General features: G+C 71.8%; 20 protein-coding genes and 1 pseudogene. 8 read left to right on the top strand and 13 right to left on the bottom strand.

All coding sequences use genetic code 11. The features are described 5' to 3' along the window. Window positions 1–31 precede the first annotated feature (31 nt). The 3 genes from E3O41_RS02650 to E3O41_RS02640 all read right to left on the bottom strand — a co-directional run bounded on the left by E3O41_RS02650 (window position 32) and on the right by E3O41_RS02640 (window position 3,140). Complete coding sequence (locus tag E3O41_RS02650; protein ID WP_083991028.1) at window positions 32–1,168, bottom strand: ATP-dependent DNA ligase; 1,137 nt, start codon at window positions 1,166–1,168, stop codon at window positions 32–34. A gap of 40 nt (window positions 1,169–1,208) precedes the next feature. Beyond that, window positions 1,209–1,811 (bottom strand): tyrosine-type recombinase/integrase, encoded by a 603-nt coding sequence (locus E3O41_RS02645; RefSeq protein WP_342353794.1) that lies wholly within the window; start codon window positions 1,809–1,811, stop codon window positions 1,209–1,211. A 91-nt stretch (window positions 1,812–1,902) separates the two neighbouring features. Further along, window positions 1,903–3,140 (bottom strand): IS3 family transposase gene (locus tag E3O41_RS02640; protein ID WP_244927258.1). Its coding sequence is split into 2 segments (ribosomal slippage): window positions 1,903–2,861 and window positions 2,861–3,140, totalling 1,239 coding nucleotides; the frame shifts between segments, so codons are not numbered across the junction. Between the two features lie 205 nt (window positions 3,141–3,345). On the opposite strand from E3O41_RS02640, the pseudogene E3O41_RS02635 reads away from it, so the two are divergent. Together E3O41_RS02635 and E3O41_RS02630 are read left to right on the top strand one after the other, a co-directional pair. Next, window positions 3,346–4,290 (top strand): annotated as a pseudogene (locus E3O41_RS02635) (ATP-dependent DNA ligase); the annotation flags it as partial. A gap of 7 nt (window positions 4,291–4,297) precedes the next feature. Next, window positions 4,298–5,749 (top strand): phytoene desaturase family protein, encoded by a 1,452-nt coding sequence (locus E3O41_RS02630; RefSeq protein ID WP_067028432.1) that lies wholly within the window; start codon window positions 4,298–4,300, stop codon window positions 5,747–5,749. A 153-nt stretch (window positions 5,750–5,902) separates the two neighbouring features. Here the strand turns inward: E3O41_RS02630 and E3O41_RS02625 are convergent, their stop codons facing one another. Then, window positions 5,903–7,096, bottom strand: a complete 1,194-nt coding sequence (locus E3O41_RS02625; protein WP_067028434.1) for a RimK family alpha-L-glutamate ligase — start codon at window positions 7,094–7,096, stop codon at window positions 5,903–5,905. A gap of 70 nt (window positions 7,097–7,166) precedes the next feature. On the opposite strand from E3O41_RS02625, the gene E3O41_RS02620 reads away from it, so the two are divergent. After that, on the top strand, window positions 7,167–7,637 hold the full coding sequence (locus E3O41_RS02620) for an ATP-dependent zinc protease family protein (protein ID WP_067028436.1): 471 nt from the start codon (window positions 7,167–7,169) through the stop codon (window positions 7,635–7,637). A gap of 4 nt (window positions 7,638–7,641) precedes the next feature. Here the strand turns inward: E3O41_RS02620 and E3O41_RS02615 are convergent, their stop codons facing one another. From E3O41_RS02615 to E3O41_RS02600, 4 genes are all read right to left on the bottom strand, one after another. Further along, a complete protein-coding gene (locus E3O41_RS02615; protein ID WP_158231538.1) occupies window positions 7,642–8,319 on the bottom strand; it encodes an EAL domain-containing protein in 678 nt (225 codons plus the stop codon). Between the two features lie 94 nt (window positions 8,320–8,413). Further along, on the bottom strand, window positions 8,414–9,421 hold the full coding sequence (ligD, locus tag E3O41_RS02610; protein WP_135011976.1) for a non-homologous end-joining DNA ligase: 1,008 nt from the start codon (window positions 9,419–9,421) through the stop codon (window positions 8,414–8,416). A 47-nt stretch (window positions 9,422–9,468) separates the two neighbouring features. Next, entirely contained in the window at window positions 9,469–10,578 is a 1,110-nt protein-coding gene (locus tag E3O41_RS02605) for an SseB family protein (protein WP_135011974.1), read from the bottom strand. Window positions 10,579–10,647: 69 nt separating this feature from the next. Further along, on the bottom strand, window positions 10,648–11,256 hold the full coding sequence (locus tag E3O41_RS02600; protein ID WP_244927261.1) for a TetR/AcrR family transcriptional regulator: 609 nt from the start codon (window positions 11,254–11,256) through the stop codon (window positions 10,648–10,650). 117 nt (window positions 11,257–11,373) lie between these two features. On the opposite strand from E3O41_RS02600, the gene E3O41_RS02595 reads away from it, so the two are divergent. Both E3O41_RS02595 and E3O41_RS02590 read left to right on the top strand, forming a co-directional pair. Beyond that, complete coding sequence (locus tag E3O41_RS02595; protein WP_135011972.1) at window positions 11,374–14,145, top strand: MMPL family transporter; 2,772 nt, start codon at window positions 11,374–11,376, stop codon at window positions 14,143–14,145. Beyond that, entirely contained in the window at window positions 14,142–16,382 is a 2,241-nt protein-coding gene (locus E3O41_RS02590) for a YhgE/Pip domain-containing protein (RefSeq protein WP_067028448.1), read from the top strand. Before E3O41_RS02595 ends, E3O41_RS02590 begins: the two co-directional genes overlap by 4 nt. Window positions 16,383–16,449: 67 nt before the next feature. Here E3O41_RS02590 and E3O41_RS02585 read toward each other — a convergent pair whose 3' ends face one another. The 3 genes from E3O41_RS02585 to groES all read right to left on the bottom strand — a co-directional run bounded on the left by E3O41_RS02585 (window position 16,450) and on the right by groES (window position 19,304). Next, window positions 16,450–17,727 carry an ABC transporter substrate-binding protein gene (locus E3O41_RS02585; protein WP_067028450.1) on the bottom strand — a complete coding sequence of 426 codons (1,278 nt, stop codon included), beginning with the start codon at window positions 17,725–17,727 and terminating at the stop codon, window positions 16,450–16,452. 141 nt (window positions 17,728–17,868) lie between these two features. Then, entirely contained in the window at window positions 17,869–18,834 is a 966-nt protein-coding gene (gene rarD / locus E3O41_RS02580) for an EamA family transporter RarD (RefSeq protein ID WP_067028452.1), read from the bottom strand. Between the two features lie 173 nt (window positions 18,835–19,007). Further along, complete coding sequence (groES, locus tag E3O41_RS02575) at window positions 19,008–19,304, bottom strand: co-chaperone GroES (RefSeq protein WP_017203655.1); 297 nt, start codon at window positions 19,302–19,304, stop codon at window positions 19,008–19,010. A gap of 161 nt (window positions 19,305–19,465) precedes the next feature. On the opposite strand from groES, the gene E3O41_RS02570 reads away from it, so the two are divergent. The 3 genes from E3O41_RS02570 to E3O41_RS02560 all read left to right on the top strand — a co-directional run bounded on the left by E3O41_RS02570 (window position 19,466) and on the right by E3O41_RS02560 (window position 22,071). Further along, window positions 19,466–20,653, top strand: coding sequence for a class I SAM-dependent methyltransferase (locus E3O41_RS02570; protein WP_067028454.1), 1,188 nt, complete (start codon window positions 19,466–19,468; stop codon window positions 20,651–20,653). A 98-nt stretch (window positions 20,654–20,751) separates the two neighbouring features. Continuing rightward, window positions 20,752–21,684, top strand: coding sequence for an LLM class F420-dependent oxidoreductase (locus tag E3O41_RS02565; RefSeq protein WP_067028456.1), 933 nt, complete (start codon window positions 20,752–20,754; stop codon window positions 21,682–21,684). A 12-nt stretch (window positions 21,685–21,696) separates the two neighbouring features. Beyond that, window positions 21,697–22,071: a DUF3052 domain-containing protein gene (locus E3O41_RS02560; protein ID WP_067028458.1), complete on the top strand. Its 375-nt coding sequence runs from the start codon at window positions 21,697–21,699 to the stop codon at window positions 22,069–22,071. Window positions 22,072–22,075: 4 nt separating this feature from the next. On the opposite strand, the gene E3O41_RS02555 is transcribed toward E3O41_RS02560, so the two are convergent. Beyond that, window positions 22,076–22,537 carry a nucleoside deaminase gene (locus E3O41_RS02555; RefSeq protein WP_240482497.1) on the bottom strand — a complete coding sequence of 154 codons (462 nt, stop codon included), beginning with the start codon at window positions 22,535–22,537 and terminating at the stop codon, window positions 22,076–22,078. Between the two features lie 59 nt (window positions 22,538–22,596). After that, complete coding sequence (locus E3O41_RS02550; protein ID WP_067028504.1) at window positions 22,597–23,640, bottom strand: NAD(P)-dependent alcohol dehydrogenase; 1,044 nt, start codon at window positions 23,638–23,640, stop codon at window positions 22,597–22,599. Window positions 23,641–23,721: the final 81 nt, after the last annotated feature.

Genomic DNA, 23,721 nt, shown 5'->3' with positions numbered 1-23,721 from the left:
GCGGTGGGACCTCGATGAACTCGGATGATGGTCAACGCCGCGCCCGAGGTGGTCTCGAATCAGACCGACACAACGGTCTCGTATCCGGTTGACATAGCCAGGTGGTGTTAAGCACCTCCGTGAGGCGAAAATCGACCGGCTTCTCGAGCTGCTCGTACGTGCATGTCGTCGGGTCTCGGTCCGGACGCCACCGCCGGAACCTGGCCGTGTGTCGGAACCGGTCTCCCTGCATGTGGTCGTACGCCACTTCGACGACCAGTTCGGGGCGAAGCGGGACGAAGGAGAGGTCTTTGCCCTGGCTCCACCGGCTTTGAGTGCCCGGCATCCGGTCTTCCGTCGCAGTTCCAGCAGCGCCGGGCTGCACCCACGGATGGTCGTCCGTGCCGGCCTCCAGGTGCTTCAGTTCCTCGATCAGCGCCGCCCGCCGCGCTGTCGTGAACGAAGCGGAGACGCCAACATGCTGGAGTCGCCCGCCGTCGTACAGTCCGAGCAGGAGTGACCCGAGGAGCGGCTTGCTCGGTGTCGAGCTCTTGTGAAGCCTGTAACCGGCGACCACGCAGTCGGCTGTGCGCTCGTGCTTCACCTTGAACATCACTCGCTTATCCGGCTGGTACACGGCATCGAGCGGCTTGGCGACGACACCATCCAATCCAGCGCCCTCGAACCGGGTGAACCAGTCCTGCGCGCGGGAGAGCTCGGACATCTTCGGGGTCAGGTGGATGGGAGCGTCGGCATCGACGAGCGCATCCTCGAGCCGCTGACGGCGCTCTCCAAAAGGAAGCGCCATGAGGTCGTCGTCCTCCTCGGCGAGGAGGTCGAACGCGATGAAGGATGCCGGCGATTGCGCAGCCAGAAGCTTGACGCGGCTGGCTGCAGGGTGAATGCGTTGCTGCAGCAGATCGAAGTCCAACCGCTCACCGCGGATGATGACGATCTCTCCGTCCAGCACGCACCGTTCGGGCGTCGTGTTCTTCAGTGCCTCGACCAGCTCGGGGAAATAGCGGGTCATGGGCTTCTCGTTGCGGCTGCCAAGGATGATCTCGTCGCCGTCGCGGAAGACTATGGTCCTGAATCCATCCCATTTGGGCTCGACGTGCCCCAGATCGGGGATCGACGAGACCGCTTTAGCGAGCATCGGCGCTACGGGCGGCATCACTGGCAGGTCCATGGAAACATCCTGGCCGCATCTGCAGCTTTCGTCGCGATACTCAGCTGCCCGGAACCGCTTCGCTGGCGCGCTGCTTGGCAAGAGCCTCGTCTCGGCGTCGACGGATGTGCACCAAGCTCTCCTCGAGGGCGGCTACCTCGCCGAGCCAGACGTGCCGTCTGGCTTCCTCGAGACGTCCCTCGGCGTTGACCGCCATCTCTTCAAGGCGCGGGCTCTGTCGCGGGTCCACGTCCAGGAAGCGGCATTTCGCGCACGCGCTTTCGTGCACGCACGGCGTCGCGTACGGCCGGTGACAGTCGCCGAGCGCGACCTTGCGCAGCAGGAAGTGCTGCTCGAAGTCGCCCCACTCCGCCTCCGTCGCCTGTCGGAACTCGCCCTCGGGTCGCGCGCCCCGACGCCGTTCGATGAAGGCCTGGTGCGCTTGAACGACTTCTTCCGGGAAGACTGCGGTGTATCCGCGGGTCGTTTCGAGGTTGAGGTGCCCGAGGAGTGAGGCGACGATGTGCATCGGGAGCCCGCTGCCGACGAGGTCGGTGCTGAACAGGCGGCGGAAGTCGTGCGGAGTGAAGTGCACAGGCGCGCCAGCGTCTGAGGTGCCCGCGCGAGTCGCGATTTGGTGCAGGATCTTGCGGATGTATGCCATCGACAGCACCTCCTGCCTGGCACCGACGAGGCGGGCGAACAGATGGGGCAGGGGGTCGCTGAAGACCTTTGAATCGGCCTGACTTTCGTTCCTATCGGGAGGCTTGTCCAGCAGGTGCCGGCTGGCCTGATTCTTGGTCAGCGTAGTACGCCTCCTCAACCTCTGCCGGGGTGCGCATGTCGAGCTCGCCGTGGAGGCGGGAGTTGTTCCACCACCACACCCACTCGAGAGTCGCCAGCTCGACCTGCTCAACCGTTCGCCAGGGGCCGCGCTGACGGATCAGCTCGGTCTTGTAGAGGTTGTTCACGGCCTCCGCCATCGCGTTATCGAACGAGTCGCCAACGGTCCCGGTCGAGGGGACGGCGCCGAGTTCGACGATCCTCTCGGTGTAGACCATCGCGGTGTAATTCGACCCATGATCCGCGTGATGAATGAGTCCGTCGAGACGCCCGCCAACGTTCCAGGCGGCCATGTCGAGGGCCTGCAACGGCAGAATCTCCGAGCGCAGCGTCGCCGCGACGTTCCACCCGACGATGCGCCTCGAATAGACGTCGGTGACGAACGCGACGTAGGCGAAACCACTCCAGGTCGCGACGTAGGTGACGTCGCAGACCCAGAGCCGCCGGGGCGCCGGCGCGGTGAAGCGGCGGTTCACGAGATCACTCGGCAGCACGGTCGTCTTGTCGGGGCGGGTCGTGAACACCCGCTTCGACTTACGGACGCCACGCACCCCAGCGAGCCGCATGAGGCGTTCGGTCTGGTCGCGGCCGACCTGCCACCCCTGCCGACGCATCAGCGCGTGCATCTTCCGCCGCCCGTAGACGCCGTAGTTCTCCGCATGCAGCCGGGCCACCTCTGGGACGAGAAGCTCGTCCTTCAGCTGCCGGGCAGACGGGGCGCGGCCGACGGCGGCGCGATAGCCGCGGGAGGTGAGGAACCCCTGCACTGCCGGGCGCAACACTCGGCAGATGAGCTCGACCCCGAAACGATCCCGATGTTCATCGATGAACCGGATCATCTCGGTCAGGGGCGGTCGAGCTCCTTCGCGAAAAACACGCTCGCAGCCTTGAGGATCTCATTGGCCCTGCGCAGCTCCGCGTTCTCCTTCTGCAGTCGCTTGATCTCCGCCGCCGCATCCGTCGTCAACCCGGGCTTCACCCCGGCGTCGACCTCGTAGCGGCGCTGCCACAACCGCAGCGTCTCCGGGCTCATCCCCAGCAGCCCGGCGACATGCCGGACCGCGCTCATCATCGTCGGATGCGACGGCCGCGTCTCCGCGAGCATCCGCAACGCCCGCTCACGCATCTCCGGCGAGTACTTCCTGTTCATCGTGTTCCATCCTTACTTGAAGAACGGAACGAAAGTCAGGCCGATTCATACTATCAATCACGAGACGCCGCCCCGGCGCTCACATAGCGATCGGAACAGAACCCAGGGCGGTTCAGCCTGCTCGTCACAAGGGCACAGTCCCACAGGAACCGCGCCAACTCCAGCACGACTTGGTCGCCACGACCGTCAAAGAGTTCAGTCAACGTACCGCGTGATCGCCTCGTGGGACGGCGAGCGCGTCGAGCTGGGGTCCCGCGGGGCGAAGCCGCTCACGCCGTACTTCCCCGAGCTCGTCGAGGCGCTGCCGCGGCTGCTGCCCCGGCCCTGCCTGATCGACGGCGAGATCGTCGTCCCGATCGGCGAGACGGGATCGCAGCGGCTGGCCTGGGAGGTGCTCTCGCAGCGGATCCACCCCGCCGCCTCGCGCATCGCCAAGCTGTCGGCCGAGTTCCCGGCCCTGCTCGTGGCGTTCGATCTGCTCGTCGACGGCGAGGAGGACATCGCGCACCTGCCGCTGCGCGAGCGCCGCGTCCGCCTGGAGGCGCTGCTCGCCGACGTGCCGCATCCGCTGCACCTCACGCGCACGACCCGGGACCCCGCCGTGGCCGAGCGCTGGCTCGCCGAGTTCGAGGGCGCCGGCCTGGACGGGGTGATCGCCAAGCCGCTCGACGCCCCGTACGCGCCCGGCAAGCGCACGATGCTCAAGATCAAGCACGCCCGCACGGCCGATGTCGTGGCGCTGGGCTATCGCGTGCACAAGAGCGGGCGCGGGGTGGGATCGATCCTCGTGGGCCTCTACGACGCCGACGGCGAGCTGCGCAACGTGGGCGGGGTCTCGGCGTTCAGCGATCGCCGGCGCCTCGAGCTGGTGGACGAGCTGGAGCCGCTCGTCGAGCGCGATGCGTCCGGAGAGGCCGTGACCGGCGAGACCGACCGATCGCGCTTCTCCTCGGGCAAGGACGTGTCGTTCGTGCGGCTGCGCCCCGAGCGCGTGCTGGAGGTGCGCTACGACCAGCTCGAGGGTCAGCGGTTCCGCCACACCGTGCAGTTCGCGCGGTGGCGCCCCGATCGCGACGCCCGCTCGTGCACCTACGAGCAGCTCGAGGTCCCCGCGCGATACGACCTGGCCGACGTGCTGGAACGCGCATGATGGTCACATGGCGCGCGCGACGGTGGTGGGCAGCGGTCCCAACGGGCTGACGGCCGCGGCGGCGCTGGCCCGCGCCGGCTACGACGTGACCGTGCTCGAGGCGTCGCATCACGTCGGCGGCGGGGTGCGCACGGCGGCGCTCACCCTCCCGGGCTTCCGGCACGACGTGTGCTCGGCCGTGCACCCCGCCGCGATCGCCTCGCCGGTGTTCCGCGCGATCGGCCTGGACCAGCAGGTCGACTGGATCGTGCCGGACGCCTCGTACGCGCACCCGCTCGACGGCGGGGCGGCGGCGATCGCCTGGCGCGACATCGATCGCACCGCCGACGACCTCGGCGCGGACGGCCGGGCGTGGCGGGCGATGCTGCGGCCGCTGGCGCGCCGGATCGACGGCGTCGTCGACGCGACGGGGAACCAGCTGCTGCGGGTGCCGCGGGATCCGGTGGCCGCGGCGCGCTTCGGGCTCCGCGTGCTCGAGGCGGGCTCGTTCCTCGGGCGGCGATCGTTCCGCACGGAGGCGGCACACGCGCTGCTGACCGGCGTGGTCGCCCACGCGAACGCGCCGCTGCCCTCGCCGGCGGCCGCGGCGGCCGGGCTGCTGCTGGCCGCGCACGGGCACGCCGGCGGCTGGGCGTACCCGCGCGGTGGCGCCCAGGCGATCGCCGATGCGCTCGTCGCGGACCTGCACGCGCACGGCGGACGCGTCGAGACGTCACACCGCGTCACCGATCTGGCGGCGCTCGACTGGGGCGATCCCGCGGCGGGGGATCTGCTGCTGCTCGATGCGTCGCCGCGGCTGGCCCTCACGCTGCCGGGCGTGCCGCCCGGATACGCCCGCGCGCTGCGCCGGTTCCGCTACGGCGCCGCCGCGGCGAAGGTCGACTTCGCCCTGGACGGGCCCGTGCCCTGGGCCCACCCCGAGGTGGCGCTCGCGCCGACCGTGCACGTCGGCGGCACGCGCGCCGAGATCGAGGCGTCCGAGAACGCCGTCGCGCGCGGGCGCGTGTCGGAGCGCCCGTACGTGCTGGCCGTGCAGCCCTCGGTGCTCGACGACACGCGCGCGCCGCGCGGCAGGGCCGTGCTGTGGGCGTACATCCACGTGCCGCACGGGTCGCCGCTGGACCCCACGGAGCTCGTGATCCGACAGATCGAGCGCTTCGCGCCGGGCTTCCGCGATCGCATCCTCGCCTCGCACGCCGTGCCCGCCTCCCGCCGCGAGGTCGAGAACCCGGCCGAGATCGGCGGCGACGTGTTCGGCGGGGCGTTCACGCTGCGCCAGGCCGTGCGCCGCCCGGTCGTGTCGGCCGTGCCGTGGCGCACGCCGGTGCGCGGCGTGTACCTCGCCTCCGCGTCGACCCCTCCCGGCCCGGGCGTGCACGGCATGCCCGGCTGGCACGCGGCACGCACCGCGCTGCGCGACGCCGGCCGCCCCGCCACTCTCGACGCCGTATTCGCCTGACCCCGCCCCCGCGCGCCCCGCGAGACTGCATCTGCGCGCCGAAACCGGGTCCACGCGCCGCGGTCTCGGCGCAAACACGCGGTCTCGGCGCAAACATGCGGTCTCGGCGCGCAGGTGCGGTCTCGGCGCAGATGCGCGAATCCGGGACCCGGATCAGTCCTCGGGCGGCAGCGGGTTCTTCGGCAGGCGCTTCACGCGCGGGCGGCGCTTGGGGCGCTCGGGGATGAGCGAGCGCATCTCCTCCATGCGCCCCCAGCACAGCAGCCGGTCCTCGGCCTCGAGCACCTGGCGGCCCGGCGGGTTCGGGATCACGGCGGCGCCGCGGTGCAGGGTGAGCACCGAGATGTCGCGCTGCCACAGGCCCGATTCCTTCAGCGTCTTGCCCACGAACTCCGCGTCGCCGTGCACCTCGATCTCGGCCACGCCGTAGCCGGTCGACACGGCCAGCCGCTCGCGCACGTCGATGTGCGGGAACGCCACCTGGTTCGCGATGTAGTCCACGATCGCGCCGGCCACATCGAGCCGCGTCGCCGTCTCGATGCCCTGCAGGCCCGGCGAGGAGTTGACCTCCATCACGAGCGGGCCGTCGGCGCCCTCGAGCATGTCGACGCCCGCCACCTTGAGCCCCATGATCTGCGCCGCGCGCACCGCCGTGCGCTCGTACTCCTCGTCCAGGTCGACGCGCTCCACCGATCCGCCGCGGTGCACGTTCGAGCGGAACTCGTCGCCGCTGGCCGAGCGCCGCATCGCCGCCACGACCCGATCGCCCACGACGAGGGCGCGGATGTCGCGCCCCTTGGACTCGGTGACGAACTGCTGGATCAGCACGTTCTGACGCGCCGACTGCAGCGTCTCGATGATCGCCTCGGCCACCTTGTTGTCGGGCGCCAGGATCACGCCGATGCCCTGCGTGCCCTCGAGCAGCTTGATCACGACGGGCGCTCCGCCGACGTTCTCGATCGCCGGCAGCACGTCGGCGCGGTCGCGCACGAACGCGGTGGGCGGCATGGCGATCCCGTGGCGGGAGAGGATCTGGTTCGCCCGCAGCTTGTCGCGCGAGTTCGAGATGCCGTTGGCGGTGTTGGGCGTATACACGTCCATCTGCTCGAACTGCCGCACGACGGCGGTGCCGTAGTACGTGATCGAGTTGCCGATGCGCGGGATGATCGCGTCGTAATCGCGCAGCTGGCGGCCGCGATACTGCAGATCGGGATCGTCGCCGGAGAGGTCGATCGCGAAGCGGAGCGTGTTGAGCACCTTCACCTCGTGACCTCGATCGATCGCGGCCGCGCGCAGTCGCTGGGTGCTGTAGCTGCGCGGCGCCCGCGACAGGATGGCGATTCTCACGTGGTGGTTCCCGGCATTCGGAGTGACAGTGCGGTTTGATGGTGCTGTGCCCCGTACCCATCATCCACCCTTGCGGCACGTCGGCTGGCGTGAATGGGTAGGTCTGCCCGGGACGGGCGTGGAGTGGCTCAAGGCCAAGGTCGACACCGGCGCGCAGACGTCGTCGCTGCACGCGTTCGACCTCAGGGAGTTCACCCGCGACGGGCAGCCGTGGGTGCGCTTCGAGGTGCACCCGTGGCAGCGCAGCTCGGCCGATGCCGTCACGCTGGAGCTGCCGGTGCACGACCGGCGCCGCGTGCGCAGCTCCTCCGGTCACTCGCAGAAGCGCTACGTCGTGCTCATGGACGTGCGCCTGCTCGACGAGGTGATCACCGCCGAGGTCACGCTCACGCGGCGCGACGCGATGGGCTTCCGCATGCTGATCGGCCGGGAGCTGCTGCGCAAGGGCTTCCTCGTCGACGCGCACGCGTCGTACCTCGGCGGCAAGCCGCCCAAGCCGGTGCGCCGCGCCAACCGCGAGCCGGAGCCCGCGTCGGCCTGAGGGCTCAGACGAACGCGGGGCGACCGTGCCGGAAGCCCTGCGCGAGCTCGATGCCGGCCTCGACGAGCAGATCATCGTGGACGGCGGTCTCGATGCCCTCCGCGAGCACGCGCGCGTCGATGAGCCGGGCCCACGCCACGAAGTCCTCGAGCTGCGTGCGGGCGGCGCGGTCGTCGCAGGCCGCCCAGACGATCTCCTTGGCGATCTTGACGATGTCGGGGCGCATCGCGACGATCCACTCCGACTCGGTGCGGGCCGATCCCATGTCGTCCAGGAGCAGGCTCACCTCGAGCGTGTCGGTGCGATCGCGCAGCCGGCCCTCGCGCTCGTGGACGTCGCTGAGCTCCGTCAGCTCCACGCCCCACGGACGCTCCGGCGGCAGCAGCCCCACGAACTCCTCGCTCTCGAGGGTGTCGGCCGAGGCGTTCACCGTCACGAGCAGGTCGGCCGGCAGCGCTCGCGCCGCGCGGACCGCGCTGCGGATGAGGTCGATCTCGACGGCGGCCAGGCGTCCGCCCTCGCGCGCCTCGTCGAGGTGGGTGAGCGGCGAGCGGCCGTCGGCGAACCGGGCGAGCGCCTCGTAGCCGACCACGACGCGCGTCTGGACGTCGACGATCGGCTGGAACGCCACGCGGTGCGGGCAGGCTCCGATGCGGGCAGGGTGCGACGAGACCTCGTGCAACGTGATCTTTCTGATCGTGCGGTGAGTCCCCCAACCCGCTGACGAGGATACTCCAGCTCGCGGGGGCCGGGGCTCGCGCGTGTCGTCCACGCGCTCAGTCCTTCTTCGCCCGGCTCGGCTGCACGCGCGGCGGCTCCCCCGGCATCTTGGGGAAGTCCGGCGGGAACGGCAGCTCGCCCAGGCCGTCGTCGAGGTCGCGCTGCCACCACTCGAGCAGGGTGTCGATCCGCCCGGGGCTCTCCGTGATCGCCGCCCAGGGGTCGCCCACCTCGGCCAGGCGCCGCGGGATGGAGCGCACCGTGAAGTCGTGCGGCTCCAGGCCGTTGAGCTCGTCCCACGAGATCGGCGTCGACACCGTCGCCGTGGCCAGCGGGCGGGGGCTGTAGGCGCCGGCCATCGTGCGATCGCGATTGGCCTGGTTGAAGTCGACGAAGATCCGCTCCCCCCGCTCCTCCTTCCACCAGCTCATCGTCACGCGATCGGGCATGCGGCGCTCGAGCTCGCGCCCGGCGGCGATCACCGCGTGCCGCACCTCGAGGAACTCCCATTCGGGGACGATCGGGCAGAACACGTGGATGCCGCGGTTGCCGCTGGTCTTCAGCCACGGCTCCAGCCCGGCCTCGTTCAGCACCTCGCGCAGCCCGTGGGCCGCGACGACGGCGTCGGCGAAGTCGGTGCCCGGCTGCGGGTCGAGATCGATGCGCAGCTCGACGGGGCGATCGGTGTCGTCGGCGCGCGAGGCCCACGGGTGGAACACGACGGTGTTCATCTGCGCCGCCCAGACGATCGCGGCCGGCTCGGTGAGCACGAGCTGGGGGTGGCTGCGCCCGGAGTTGTAGGTGACGGTGACCGACTCGACGTAGTCGGGAGCGCCCTTGGGCGGGTTCTTCGAGAAGAAGCTCTCGCCCTCGACGGACTCCGGGAAGCGCTCGAGCGAGACCGGCCGGTGGCCGTTGTGGGCGAGGAACGGCTCGGCCACGGCGATGAGGTACTCCGCCAGCTCGCGCTTGGTGACGCCGACCTGGGGCCAGAGCACGCGGCTCGGGCTCGAGAGCGAGATCTCCCGATCTCCCGCCTGCAGGGTGATGCGTTCGCTGGCCATGCGTCCGACGTTAGGGGCGCGCGCGGTCGCTTGGGAAGGGGGAGCTCCTACTCGGCGAGCGCGAGCACCGGCGCGAGCTCCTCGCGCGTGAGGGTCATCAGCGGCCCGGCGGGGTCGATGATCACCCCGCCGACCTGCGGGTGGTCGGCGAGCGCCTTGGCGATCTTGGCGACGTCGAGCGGGAGTGCCTTCTCGTTGCGCCCGATGGCCGCGATCTCGAGCGGATGCGAGAACACCTGCAGCAGCCGCGTGCCGTCGGCCAGGCGCGCCTCGGCGATGCCCATCTTGTCCTTGTCGTTCTGCGAGGGCCCCACGGCCACCCACAGCGGCGGGCGCTCGGCGAGCACGCTCGCGAGCCGGCGCGGGGTGTCGGCCTCGCGGGGCTGGGCAAGCAGCGTCTTCACGCGCGCCTGCGGGTCGGCCTGCTCGAACGCCTTCTGCAGCACCTCGCGCGGGATCACTGCCCGGTGCGCGGAGTGGTTGTCGAGGATGATGCCGGCGAACGTGCCCTGCAGCATGTGCCGCACGAGGGCGGAGACGGGCTGGCCGATGGCGGAGGTCTGGGTGTCGCCGTCGGCGGCGACGGCATCGCGCAGCGCCTGGCCGGAGCTGTAGGCGAGGATGTAGTCCTTGTCGCCCGCGCGGGCGACGCCGAAGGTGATCTGGCCACCGTCCCTCAGCTGCTCGCGCGCGTCACCCTGCACGCGCAGGTACAGGTTGCCCTGCATGACCTGCCGCACGACGCCGAGCACCTCAGCGCCGCTGGGCTTGTCGGGCAGCGCCGCGAGGGCGTCGCGCACGAGCGCGTTGTCGCGCAGTCCGGGGACGGTCTCGAGCACCGTGGGGGGCGAGGGCGGGGCGAACGGCAGCGCCGGGCGGTTGTGGGCGCGCACCTCGATGCGGGGATCGGCCGCGGCGCGGGCCAGCAGCGGCTCGGGCCGTGGGGTGCCGTCGGTGGGGGCGGCCGGCTCGACGGGCGCGCCGGCGGCCCCGAGCCCCGCGAACGACGACATCGAGATGCCCACCGTGGGGGCCGGCGGGGTGGCCTCGGGCTCGGCCTCGGGCGCGGCGGGTGGGGTCGACTCGGCTTCCGGCGTGCCCGCGTCACCCTTCTTCGGGTCGCGGTCGTCCTTCTTCTTGCGCGAGAACAGGCCCATGGGCTCCAGCGTACGGGGCGGTTCCGCCGCGTGGGCCGACGGAGGTGCCGGGATCGGCGGCGTTCGCTCTCAGCCGATGATGAGGGCGGCGACGCTCGCGACGGCCTGGGCGCAGGCCGCCGTGCGCCGCTCCTCGTCGAGGCGCAGGATCGCGCCGCGAGCGGAGGTGGCCTCCCACATGGCCAGCAGCATGCGGGCGGCCTCCTCGGCGGAGACCCGCAGCGAGAGGCCGCGCTCGGCGGCCACGTCGGACACGATGCCGGCGATCTCGGCGATCAGCCGCTCCTGCTGCTCGGCGAAGGCCGCGCCGAACTCCGCGTCGCGCAGGGCGCGGATGCGGATCTCCGACGTGAGCATGAGGTCGAGCGGCCGATCCCCCACCGCGCCGAGCACGAACGCGCCGAGGTCCTCGAGCGTGGGGGTCTCGACGAGCTCCCCCATCCGCTGGCGCACCTGGGCGATCCGCTCGCTCGCCACCGTCGCGGCCAGCTCGAGGAAGAGCTCGTCCTTGCTGTCGAAGTTGGAGTAGAAGGCGCCGCGCGTGAAGCCGGCGCGCTCGACGATCGCCTCGACCGAGGCGCCGCCCAGGCCCACCTCGGCGAACACCTGCGCGGCGGCGTCGAGCAGGCGCGCCCGGGTGTTCTCGCGGCTGCGCGGCTGCGGGGTCTCGGTGCTCACGGCGGTCCTTTCCCACCTGATCCTCAGACGAGGGATCAGATGCGTGCAATACGATACACAGACGTATCGGATACAGCGTTGTATCGAAGTCCTGCCCCTCACTCCTCGGAGGCGCCTGTGTCCACTCTGCTCTACTCCCTCGGCCGCTGGTCGTACCGCCACCCGTGGCGCGTGCTGATCGGATGGGTCCTGCTCCTGCTCGTCATGGGCGGCGGGGCGCTCGGCCTGAACAAGGGCTTCGACAACTCCTTCTCGATTCCCGGCACCGAGGCCCAGGAGGGCCTCGAGCAGCTCAGCCGCACGTTCCCGCAGGTCTCGGGCACCTCCGCGCAGTTCATCGTCGTCGCCGCCGACGGCGACAACGTCGAGGACGAGGCCTACCGCGAGGCGATCGAGGACACCGTCGACGAGCTCAACGACTTCGACGGTGTCAGCGGCGCCACCTCGCCGTACAGCGAGATGGTCGACGGCCTGATCTCGGACGACGACACGGCGGCGATCGCGCAGGTGCAGTTCGAGGGCTCGGCGACGACGATCAGCGACGAGACGAAGCAGTCCGTCACCGACGTCGTGCACGAGCTGGGCGAGAACCTCCCCGCGGGCAGCGAGGTCGCCCTCGGCGGCGACCTGTTCGCCACCGCCCTGCCCACCGTCACGGCCACCGAGGCGCTGGGCGTGATCATCGCCCTGTTCGTGCTCATCATCACGTTCCGATCGATCCGCCTCGCGGGTCTGCCGCTCGCCGTCGCGCTGCTCGGCGTGGGCGTGTCGATGCTCGGCATCGTCGCCGCCACGCAGTTCGCCACGATCTCGGCCACCACCCCGCTGCTCTCGCTCATGCTCGGCCTCGCCGTGGGCATCGACTACTCGCTGTTCATCGCGGCCCGCCACCAGGATCAGGTGCGTGCCGGAATGGACCCGCAGGAGTCGGCCGGCCGCGCCACGGGGACCGCCGGCTCGGCCGTGGTGTTCGCGGGCGTGACGGTGCTCATCGCGCTGATCGGCCTCGGCTTCGCGGGCATCCCGTTCCTCACCACCATGGGGCTCGCGGCCGCCGTCTCGGTCGCGATCGCCGTCACGATCGCCGTCACCCTGACCCCGGCCCTGCTCGGCTTCGTCAAGGACAAGGCCGCCGGCCGCCCCCGCCGGGCCCGCAAGGCGGCGGGGCCCGGCTTCGCGCGGCGCTGGGTCACGGGCGTCACCAAGCACCCGATCGTCACGACCGTCGCCGTGGTGCTCGGGCTCGGGGTGCTGGCCCTGCCGGTCGGCTCGCTCGGCCTCGCGCTGCCCAACGCCGGCGTGCTGCCCAAGGACAACGAGGCGCGCGTCGCCTACGACCTCACGAGCGAGCACTTCGGCGCCGGCTTCAACGGCCCCCTGATCCTCACCGGCACGATCGTCACCTCCGACGACCCCGTCGCCCTCATGGAGGACCTCGCCGATGAGGTGGAGCAGATCCCCGGCGTGCGGGAGGTCGCCATAGCGACGCCCAACGAGACGATCGACACCGGGATCGTCCAGATCATCCCCGAGACCGGCCCGTCCGACCCCGCGACGAGCGAGCTCGTGCGCGAGCTGCGCTCCCACCACGACGAGTGGCAGGACGAGTACGACATCGACCTCAAGGTCACCGGCTTCACGGCCGTCGCCATCGACATCTCCGATCAGCTCGGCAAGGCGCTCGTGCCGTTCGGCATCTTCGTCGTGGGTCTGTCGTTCGTGCTGCTGATGATCGTGTTCCGCTCCATCTGGGTGCCGATCAAGGCCGCCCTCGGCTACCTGCTGTCGATCCTCGCCGCGTTCGGCGTGGTCGCGGCCGTGTTCTCGTGGGGCTGGGGCGCCGAGCTGCTGCACGTGTCCAAGACGGGCCCGATCATCGCGTTCATGCCGATCGTGGTGATGGGCGTGCTGTTCGGCCTCGCCATGGACTACGAGGTCTTCCTCGTCTCGCGCATGCGGGAGGACTACGTGCACGCGGCCAAGCGGCGCGGCCTCCTCGGCGACTCGCTGCGGCCCGACGCGCGCGAGGCGGCGAACGAGACGGCCGTCGAGGCGGTGCGCAGCGGCTACTCCGCCTCCGCCCGCGTGGTCACCGCCGCGGCCGTCATCATGTTCGCGGTGTTCGCGGCCTTCGTGCCCGAGGGCGACAGCAACATCAAGCCGATCGCGCTCGCGCTCGCCGTGGGCATCGCGGTCGACGCGTTCCTCGTGCGCATGACGCTCGTGCCGGCGGTGATGGCGCTGCTGGGCCGCCACGCGTGGAGCATGCCCGCGTGGCTCGAGCGGCGCCTGCCGCACTTCGACATCGAGGGTGAGGCCGTGGAGCGCGAGCGCTCGCTCGAGAACTGGCCCGAACCCGGCTCGACGGCCGCGATCGCCGCCGAGGGCCTCACGGTCGCCGCGGACGACGTCGTGCTGGCGTCGGGCGTGGACCTGCGCGCCGAGCCCGGCGAGGCGATCGTGCTGTCGGCGGAGGATCCGCGCCGCTCGCGCGCGGTGGCCCTCGCGATCGCCGGCCGCACGGAGGCCACCGACGGCCTGCTGCGCGTGGCGGGGCACCTGCTCCCGGCGCGCGCGGCCTGGGTCCGCACGCACGTGGGGCTCGGCCTGCTGGGTGCGGGCGACCCGATCGCCGCGGCCCGGCACGCGCTGCGCGGCAAGCCCGCCATCGTCGTGCTCGACGGCGTGGATCGCCTCGGCCCGGCCGAGCGCGACCAGGTGGCCGCCGCGCTGCGCGACGCAGCCTACGTGGCCGATCCGGCCCGGCCGCTCACGGTCGTGGCGACGTCGACCGACGCGGGCGCGGCCCGCTCCCTGCTCTCCGACGCCGGCTGGGGCACCATCCACCGCGTCGACGTGAACTCCATCGACCTCGAGGTGAACGCATGACCACCCTGGAACGCGCCCGCTCGCGCAAGCCCATCACCTGGCTCACCGTGATCGGTGTGCTGCTGCTGCCGGCCGTCATCGGCGGCGTGCTCGTCGCGGCGCTGTACAACCCGACCGAGCGGCTCGAGAACATGTCGGCGGCGATCGTGAACCTCGACGAGCCGGTCACGATCGACGGCCAGTACACGCCGCTGGGGCGGCAGCTGGCGGCCGGCCTCGTGGAGGGCTCGGACGATCTCGACAGCAACCTCGACTGGGTGCTGTCGAACGAGGACGACGCCAGCGAGGGGCTGCGCGACGGCACCTACCAGGCGATCGTCACGATCCCGGAGGAGTTCTCGGCGGCCGCGACCTCGTCGGGCCAGTCGCTCGCCGGGTCGGACGACCCCGCGCAGAAGGCCACCATCGAGGTCACCACGGCGCCCGATGCGCGCCTCGTGGACGGCGCGATCACCGCGCAGGTGGCCGACGTCGCCACGGCGACCCTCGGCGACATGCTGTCGGAGGCGACGCTGTCGAACCTGCTCATCGGCTTCACGACCATGGGCGATCAGCTGGGTGACGCGGCCGACGGCGCCGCGCAGCTGGCCACCGGCGCGGGCGAGGCGCGCGGCGGTGCCGACCAGCTGTCCTCCGGCGCCACGCAGCTGGCGGACGGCATCGGCACGCTCGGCGACGGCATCGGCCAGCTCGCCACGGGCGCGTCGGCGGCTACCGACGGCGCGACCCAGCTCGCCGACGGCATCGCGACCCTCGCGGGCGGGCTGCGCGGCGACGGCACGCCGGCGAACCCCGGCCTCGCCGGCGGCGCCGCGGCGCTCTCCGACGGCGCCGGCCAGCTCGCCACCGGGCTCGACCAGGTCAACGCCGGGCTCAACGGCGACGGCACCGCCGCCAACCCGGGCCTGGCGCCCAGCGCCGACCAGCTCGCCGCGGGCCTCGCCCAGGGCGTCGAGCAGATCCGCGCCACCGACATCGTCCCGGCCGAGCTCGAGCAGGCCGCCGCCGGCGCGGCTCAGGGTGCGCAGGGTCTCGCCGACGGCCTCGAGGGCCTGTCGGCCGCGTGCCGCGTCTCGGCCGCCCCGGCGTTCTGCGACCAGCTCGACGCCCTCGCCGCCAGCGCCCCGGGCGTCGCCCAGGCCGCGGCCGGCACGCAGCGGGGCCTGACGTCGATCAACGACACCGTCCCGGGCGCCACGGCCGACGGGCTCGCTCCCGCCGTGGGCGGCGCGCAGCAGCTCGCGGGCGGGCTCGGCACGCTCGCCGCGAACACCCCGGCGCTGGCCTCGGGCGCGCACGACCTCGCGTCGGGCGCGTCGGGCCTCGCCGATGGCGCCACGCAGAGCGCGGACGGCGTCGACCAGCTCGCCGCGGGCGCCTCCAGCCTCGCGTCCGGCCTGGGCCAGCTCACGACGGGCGCCGAGCAGGCCGCCGCCGGCACGCCGCAGCTCGCCGACGGCGCATCGCAGCTGTCGACGGGGGCGAGCGAGCTCGGCGACGGCCTCGGCGAGCTCGCGGGCGGGGCGAGCTCCCTCGCCGGCGGCCTGGACCAGGCCGTGGCGGCCGTGCCGTCGTACGGAGAGAGCGAGGCGCAGGATCTCGCCTCGGTCGTCGCCGACCCGGTGGGCGCCGACGGCACCGACGACTCGCTGTTCGGCGCCTCGGCGATCCCGCTGCTGGCGGCCGTCGTGCTGTGGTTCGGCGCCCTGGCCACGTTCCTGGCCCTGCGGGCGGTCACGGCGCGCGCCCTCACCTCGCGCCGATCGTCGGTGCTGCTCGCGGGCGGCGCCCTGCTGCCCGCCGCGCTCATCGGCGCCGTGCAGGGCGCGCTCGTGGCGGGCGTCGCCCAGCTCGCGGCGGGCTACGACGCGGCGACCGCCTGGGCGTTCCTGGGCGCGTCGATGCTCGTCGGCATCGGCTTCGCGGCGGTGCACCAGGCCCTGGTGGCGGTGTTCGGCGGGGCCGGGCGCTGGATCGCGGCGATCGTCGGCGCGCTGGCCCTCGCGGTCGGCATCGTCTCGACGCTGCCGGATGCGCTGCGCGGCGTGACGTCGTTCCTGCCCACGACCACGGCCTTCGACGCCCTCCTGGCCGTCGCGACCGGCACGGACGGCGCCGGCGCGGCGATCGCGGGCGTGCTCATCTGGGCGGTGCTGGCGTTCCTCGTCTCGACGATCGCCGTGGCGCGGCGCCGCTCGGTCTCGGCGAAGGCGCTCCTGCAGCCCTCGCTGGCCTGACCCTCGCCCCACGCGAAGAACCCCGCCCCTGCAGCACGCAGGGGCGGGGTTCGTCGTCAGGAGCGGATCAGCCCTCGTACGGCGTGTAGGTGTTGTCGGCGCCGTACTCGTAGATGTTGATGAAGCCCTCGGTCGGGTCGCCGACCTCATCGAACGTGATCGGGCTCGACGCGCCGTCGTAGTCCGCCGTGCCGCCACCGAGGATGATGTCGGCGCAGGCCTCGTACGACTCGCACTTCTCGCCGTCGCCCGAGCCGCCAGAGACCTCGATGAGCTTCTCGGCGATCGCGGCCGAGTCGGTCGACTGCGCCGCCAGCGACGCGAGCGCCAGCAGGATCGTCGCGTCGTACGACTCGGGAGCGTAGGTGTAGTCGCTCAGCGCGGCGTCACCGGACTCCTCGACGAAGGCGTCGAGCCCGTCGATGAAGTCCTGCACCTGGTCGGGCGTCGGGCCCGGGTAGGTGCCCTTCGCGCCCTCGAGCAGACCGGGCTCGAAGTCGGGGTACGCGGCCATGTTGCCGTCGACGAGGAAGACGTTCTCCGCGGGGAAGCCCTGGCCGATGAGGGTCGGCAGGATCGTCTTGGCCTCGTCGAACGAGATCACCGTGATCGCGTCGGGGTCCTGCGCGAGGACCTCGGCGATCTGCGAGTCGAACGACGTGTCGCCCGGGTTGAACGTCGGGGCCGCGACGACCTCGCCGCCGGCGGCCTCGAACGCGTCGGTGATGTACTTGGCCAGGCCGGTGCCGTACGCGTCGTTCAGCACGATGAGTCCGAGCGTCTGGTGGCCGAGCTCGGCGACGAAGTTGCCGTGCACGTCGCCCTGCAGGGTGTCGGACGGAGCCGTGCGGAAGTACAGGCCGTTGTCGTCGTACGTCGTGAACGCGTCCGACGTGTTCGCCGGCGAGAACTGGATGACGCCGGCGCCCGTGACCTGGTCGATGAACTGCAGCGAGACGCCCGACGAGGCGGCGCCGATGATGGCGGCCGGGTTCTCGGCGAGCAGGCGCGGGATCTCGGTCTCGTACGCCTTGTTGTCGAGGTCACCCGAGTCGCCGTGGTTGATGTCGACGGTGAGACCGGTGGTCTCGGCATAGGCGTTGATGAGCGAGGCGGCGTAGTCGACGCCCGCGATCTCGGGCGGGCCGAGGAACGAGAGCGAACCGCTCACGGGCAGCGCGGTGCCGATGTTGAGCGAGAGGTCCTCGCCCTCGACGGGCGCGCCGGACGAGCTCTCTTCGGGGTCCTCGGCGGGGGTGTCGCTCGCGGCACAGCCCGCGAGCACCAGCGCTGCGGTTCCCGTCAGTGCGGCGAAGCCGAGCAGCGCCTTCCTGGATCGAACCATCGGGTATGTCCTTTCGGGGTCAGGTCCGAGGTCGGGTTGCACAAATCGCCCTCGGTTTCCAGGACAGTACCCCAGGGATTGTTTCGGGAATGTTTTCGCTACATTGAATGACTGAGCAAACTGCTCAGCGCGACCCAATCGTTATCTGGCGAGACTCACCACACCCGGCGCCGAGCGGCGCGATCGCCGGCCCTCCCGCAGCATGTCGGCCACGAGCACGGCGCACGCCACCCACACGATCACGAAGCCGGCCCAGCGCTCGGCCGGCATCGGCTCGCCGAGGATGAACACGCCCGTGAGGAACTGCAGGATCGGCGCGATGAACTGCAGCAGCCCGATCGTCGTGAGCGTGACCCGGCGCGCGCCCGAGGCGAACAGCAGCAGCGGCACCGCGGTGGCCACGCCGCTGCCGATCAGCAGCAGGGTGTGCCCGACGCCGTGCTGGCCGAGCGTGAGGCCGGTGGTCGCCGCGACGATCACGAGCTGCACCACCGCGATGGGCGCGAGCCAGAGCGTCTCGAGCGCCAGGCCGCTGACCGCGTCGACGGCGCCGCCGATCTGCTTCTTGACCAGGCCGTACAGGCCGAACGACGCGGTGAGGGTCAGCGCGATCCAGGGCACCGACCCGTACGCGACCACGATCACGACGACGGCGACCACGGCGATGCCGATGGCCGCCCACTGCAGCGGACGCACCCGCTCCTTGAGCACGAGGACCGCCAGCAGCACGGTGGCGATCGGGTTGATGAAGTAGCCCAGGCTCGACTCGATCACGTGATCGCTCTGCGTGGCGATGAGGAACGCCTGCCAGTTCACGTAGATGAGCAGGCCGGCCAGCACCGTCCATCCCACGACGGCCCGATTGCGGATCACCGCGATCATGCGGACCCAGCCGCCGCGCACGACGGTCAGCAGCAGCGCGCAGAAGACGAGGGAGAAGAGGATCCGCCAGGCGACGACCTCCCACGCGCCGGTGGGCTTGAGGAGCACGAAGTACAGCGGCAGCACGCCCCACAGCAGATACGCGCCGGCGCCGTACCCGACGCCGAGGAGCTTCTCCCGCTCCGGATCGATGGGGTTCGCACGGGAGGGGGAAGGCTGGCTCACTGTAAAAGGCTAGTCCGCGCCGGCGCCGCGGGAGCCGCGCAGCCGGCCGTCCGTCGGACGACTCGCGTGCGATTTCTGCCAATGCCCGTCGGCGCGGGACATCCGCGCCGCCCGGGCACGACGAAGGCCCGGACCCCCTGAGGGATCCGGGCCTTCGTGCGGACGTCAGTGCGTCAGCGGACGACGACCGCGAGCACGTCGCGGGCCGAGAGGACGAGGAACTCGTCAGCGCCGAACTTGACCTCGGTTCCGCCGTACTTGCTGTACAGCACGCGGTCGCCCACGGCGACGTCGAGCGGAACGCGGTTGCCGTTGTCATCGATGCGGCCGGGGCCCACGGCCACGACCTCGCCCTCCTGGGGCTTCTCCTTGGCGGTGTCGGGGATGACCAGACCGCTGGCGGTGGTCTGCTCGGCCTCGACCTGCTTGATGACGATGCGGTCCTCGAGCGGCTTGATGGAAACCGACACGGTGTACCTCTTCTTTCCTGTGCTGTCCGGAAGACTGAGTGTTCGCACTCTCGCGCGGAGAGTGCTAACGCCAGTGTAGGCATCCGTTGGCACTCTCGCAATGCGAGTGCCAACGATCGCGATCCCCGGTCGATTCGGCCGCGCCGCCGTACCCTGGACGGATGGATCGCCCCGAGCTCGACGCCCTGCTGACGCGAGAGGGGCTGGCCCTGCTGGACACGCTCGACCCCGTCCAGACGGCCGCCGACGTCGCCCGCGTGGTCTCGCGACTGCGGGCCGCCGGCCACTCCCCCGAGCTCGTCTCGGCCGTCGTGGGGCAGGCCCGGCTGCGCCGCCGCGCGGTGGCGAAGTTCGGCGAGCTGGCGGGGCGCATGCTCTTCACGCGCGCCGGGCTCGAGCAGGCCACGCGCCTGCCGGTGGCCACCCACCACGCCGAGCGGATGCGGGCGGCCGGCGTCGGGCGCGTGGCCGATCTGGGCTGCGGCATCGGGGGCGATGCCCTGGCGTTCGCGGCGCTCGGGATCGACGTGACGGCCGTCGACGCCGACGACGTCACCGCGGCGCTCGCGGCCTACAACCTCGCGCCCTTCCGCCCGGGAACGACCGTGGCGCAGGGGCTCGCGCAGGACGCCGACCTCTCGGGCGTCGATGCCGTCTGGCTCGACCCGGCCCGGCGCACGGCGGGCCACGCGGAGACCCGGCGCGTCACCGCGGCCGACTACTCCCCGCCGCTGGACTGGGCCTTCGGGCTCGGCGAGCGCCTGCCCACGGGCATCAAGCTCGGGCCCGCGCACGACCGCGACGCGCTGCCCGCGCACGCCGAGGCGCAGTGGGTCAGCGACGGCGGCTCGACCGTGGAGCTCGTGCTGTGGTCCGGGGCGCTCGCCCGCGACGGCGTGCGCCGGGCGGCGCTCGTGCTGCGCGACGGCGCCGCGCACGAGCTGACCGCCCCCGCCGACACCGAGGACGAGCCCGACCGCCCGCTCGGTGCCTTCCTGCACGAGCCAGACGGGGCGGTGATCCGTGCCCGCCTCGTGGGCGACGTCGCGCGGGCGCTGCGGGCCGGCCCCGTCGCGCCCGGCATCGCGTACCTCACGGGCGACGCGGCGATCACGAGCCCGTTCGTGCAGAGCTTCCGCGTGCGCGAGATCCTGCCCGCCGATCCGAAGGGGCTCGCCAAGGCCCTGCGCACCCGCGGCATCGGCACGCTCGAGATCAAGAAGCGCGGCGTCGACGTCGACCCCGCCGCGCTCCGCACGCGCCTGGGACTGCGCGGCGACGCCTCGGCGACGCTGCTGCTCACGCGCGTGGGCGGCAAGCGGATCGCGGTGCTCGCCGACCGGGTCTGATCCGCAGGTCCTCAAGTCTCTGCGAAGTCCGCGCGTTCGGACGCCCGGATTCGACACAGACTTGGGGACTTGCGACGCCGATCCGCCAGACTGGGCGCATGGAGTACTGCGTCTTCATCGAGCCCCAGCAGGGCGCCGACTACGACACCCAGCTCGCCTTCGCCCAGACGGCGGAGCGGCTCGGGTTCGACGGCTTCTTCCGGTCCGATCACTTCCTCAAGATGGGCGACTTCTTCGACGGCCTGCCCGGGCCGACCGACGCGCTCACGACGATCGCCGGCCTCGCCCGCGAGACCTCGCGCATCCGCCTGGGCACGCTCGTCTCGTCGGTCACCTACCGGCACCCGGGGCTGCTGGCGATCCAGGCGGCGCAGATCGATGCGATGTCGGGCGGCCGGTTCGAGCTGGGCCTCGGCACGGGCTGGTACGAGGCGGAGCACCGCGCCTACGGCCTGCCCTTCCCCGCCAAGCGGTTCGACCTGCTGGAGGAGCAGCTGCAGATCCTCACCGGCCTGTGGTCGACCCCGATCGGCGAGACCTTCTCGTTCGCGGGCGCCCACTACCGCCTCGAGGACGCCCCCGCGCTGCCCAAGCCGGTGCAGAGCCCGATGCCGCTCATCGTCGGCGGCGCCGGCCCCTCCCGCACGCCCGCTCTGGCGGCGTCGTATGCCACCGAGTTCAACATCGTGTTCCAGCCCGAGGACGTCATCGCCGATCGGCTGGAGCGCGTCGTGCGCGCCTGCGAGGCGATCGACCGCGACCCGGCCACCCTCAAGCGCACGGTCGGCCTCACGGTGCTCGCCGGGGCCTCCGAGGCCGATGTCGCCCGCCGCGCCGCGAACACGGGCGTCGACCTCGCCGCCTTCCGCGAGAGCCACACGTTCTGCGGCTCGGCCGACGCGATCGCCGAGCGCGTGGGCCGGCTGCGCGAGCGCGGTGCCGAGCGCATCTACTTCCAGATGATCGACATGACCGATCTCGACCACCTCGCCTACCTGGGCGAGGAGGTCCTGCCGATCCTGCCGCGCTGAGGGGACGACACCATGACGCGCACCGTCGCCGAGAAGCTCCAGATCAAGCCGGGCACCGAGGTGCTGTTCGGGCCCTCGACCCCGCAACAGCGGGCACTGATCGACCCGCTCCCGGAGGGCGTGACGGTGGTGAACGGCATCGACCGCGACACCACCGACGTCGCCGTGATGTTCGCCCGCAGCCGCGAGGAGCTCGACGGCCTGCTCGCCGACGTGATGCCGCGCCTGACGGCGCCGCGGGCGGTGTGGATCGGCTACCCCAAGGGCAATCGTGCCGACATCAACCGCGACACCATCTGGGCCCGCGTGCAGGAGTTCGGCTGGACCCTCAACGGCAACATCTCGCTGGACGACGAGTGGTCCAGCGTCCGGGCCAAGCGGGCCTGACCCGCTAGCGGCGGGCCTCGAAGAACGCGCGCAGGAGCCGCTGCGACTCCTCCTCGAGAACGCCGCCGATCACCTCGGCGCGGTACGGCAGCCGCCGATCGCGGACGACGTCGTACATCGATCCGACCGCACCGGCCTTCTCGTCCCATGCGCCGAACACGACCCGGCCGATCCGCGCCTGCAGCAGCGCGCCCGCGCACATCAGGCAGGGCTCCAGGGTCACCACGAGGGTGCGGCCCTCGAGGTTCCACGAGCCGACTTCCTCCGCCGCCTGCCGCAGGGCGACGATCTCGGCGTGCGCCGACGGATCGCCCAGCTCCTCGCGCAGGTTGCGCCCCTCGCCGATCACCGTGCCGTCGAGGTCGAGCACCACGGCGCCGACGGGGATCTCGCCCGCGACGCACGCGGCGGAGGCGAGCTCGAGCGCTCGGTCCATCGCGGCGGCATCGGCGGGTGCGGGCGTCATGACTCGAGGGTAGAACGAGGGCCCGGGATCGACGAGATCCCGGGCCCTTCGCGCATCCGTTACGGGACGATGACCGCGCGACCGCGCAGCGTGCCCTCGTGGAGCCTGTCGTAGGCCTGCGGCGCCTCGTCGAGCGAGAACACCTCGGTCTCGACGTGCACGAGGCCCGTGCGGGCGAGGTTCAGCACCTCCATGAGCTCGGCGCGGGCGCCCCAGTAGGGCGAGCGGATCGTCGAGTCGTACGGCTTGGCGAGCATGCCCACGTCGGCCTTGGCGGCGCCGACGCCCACGATCACCTGGTCGGTCTCGACGCCCGAGAGCGCGCCGCCGAGGTCGATGGTGGGCTGGATCGACACGAAGTCGAACACGGCCGTGACGGTCTTGCGGCCGAGGGCCTTCTCGATCGCGGCCGGCGCCTCGGCGTTGGACAGGAACGCGTGGTGCGCGCCGACCTCCTTGGCGAGGGCCAGCTTCTCGTCGTTGACGTCGAGGGCGATGACCGTCGCGGGCGTGAGCGCGCGGAGGATCTGGATCGCGACGTGGCCGAGGCCGCCGGTGCCGATCACCACGGCGGTGCTGCCGGCGACGAGCTTGGGCAGCGACATCTTGATGGCGTGGTACGGGGTCAGGCCCGCGTCGGTGAGGGCGACGTTCGCGACCGGATCGAGGTCGCCCAGCGGCACGAGGTGGCGCGGGTCGTCGATGATCATGTACTCCGCCATCGAGCCGTCGTGCCCGAGGCCCGGAGGGGTGATGCCGAGCTCGGCGGCGCGCTCGCAGTAGTTCTCCTTGCCCTGCGCGCACTGGTAGCAGGTGCCGCAGCCCCAGGGGCCGTACACCGCCACCGCGTCGCCCACCGCGACGCTCGTGACGCCCTCGCCGAGCTTGTCGACGATGCCGGCGCCCTCGTGGCCGAGGGTCATCGGCAGCGGGTAGCCGAACTGCGCGTACTCCTGCTCGCTCAGGCCCATCACGAACGAGTCGGAGTGGCAGGCGCCCGCGGCGGTCACCTTCAGACGCACCTGTCCGGGGCCGGGCTCGGGGGTCGGAACCTCGACGACGACCGGGGGCTTGCCGACCTCGACGTACTGGAGAGCCTTCATGGCGACACCTTTCTGCACGGTGCCCGCGCGGCGACCGGCATGATCCATTGTCTCCCTTCAGGTCGCCCCCGGTAGCCTGGT

It is taken from the genome of Microbacterium sediminis, assembly GCF_004564075.1.
Classification (GTDB): domain Bacteria; phylum Actinomycetota; class Actinomycetes; order Actinomycetales; family Microbacteriaceae; genus Microbacterium; species Microbacterium sediminis.
The sequence above is the reverse complement of the archived record's forward strand: the minus strand, read 5'-3'. Positions and strand labels throughout refer to the sequence as shown.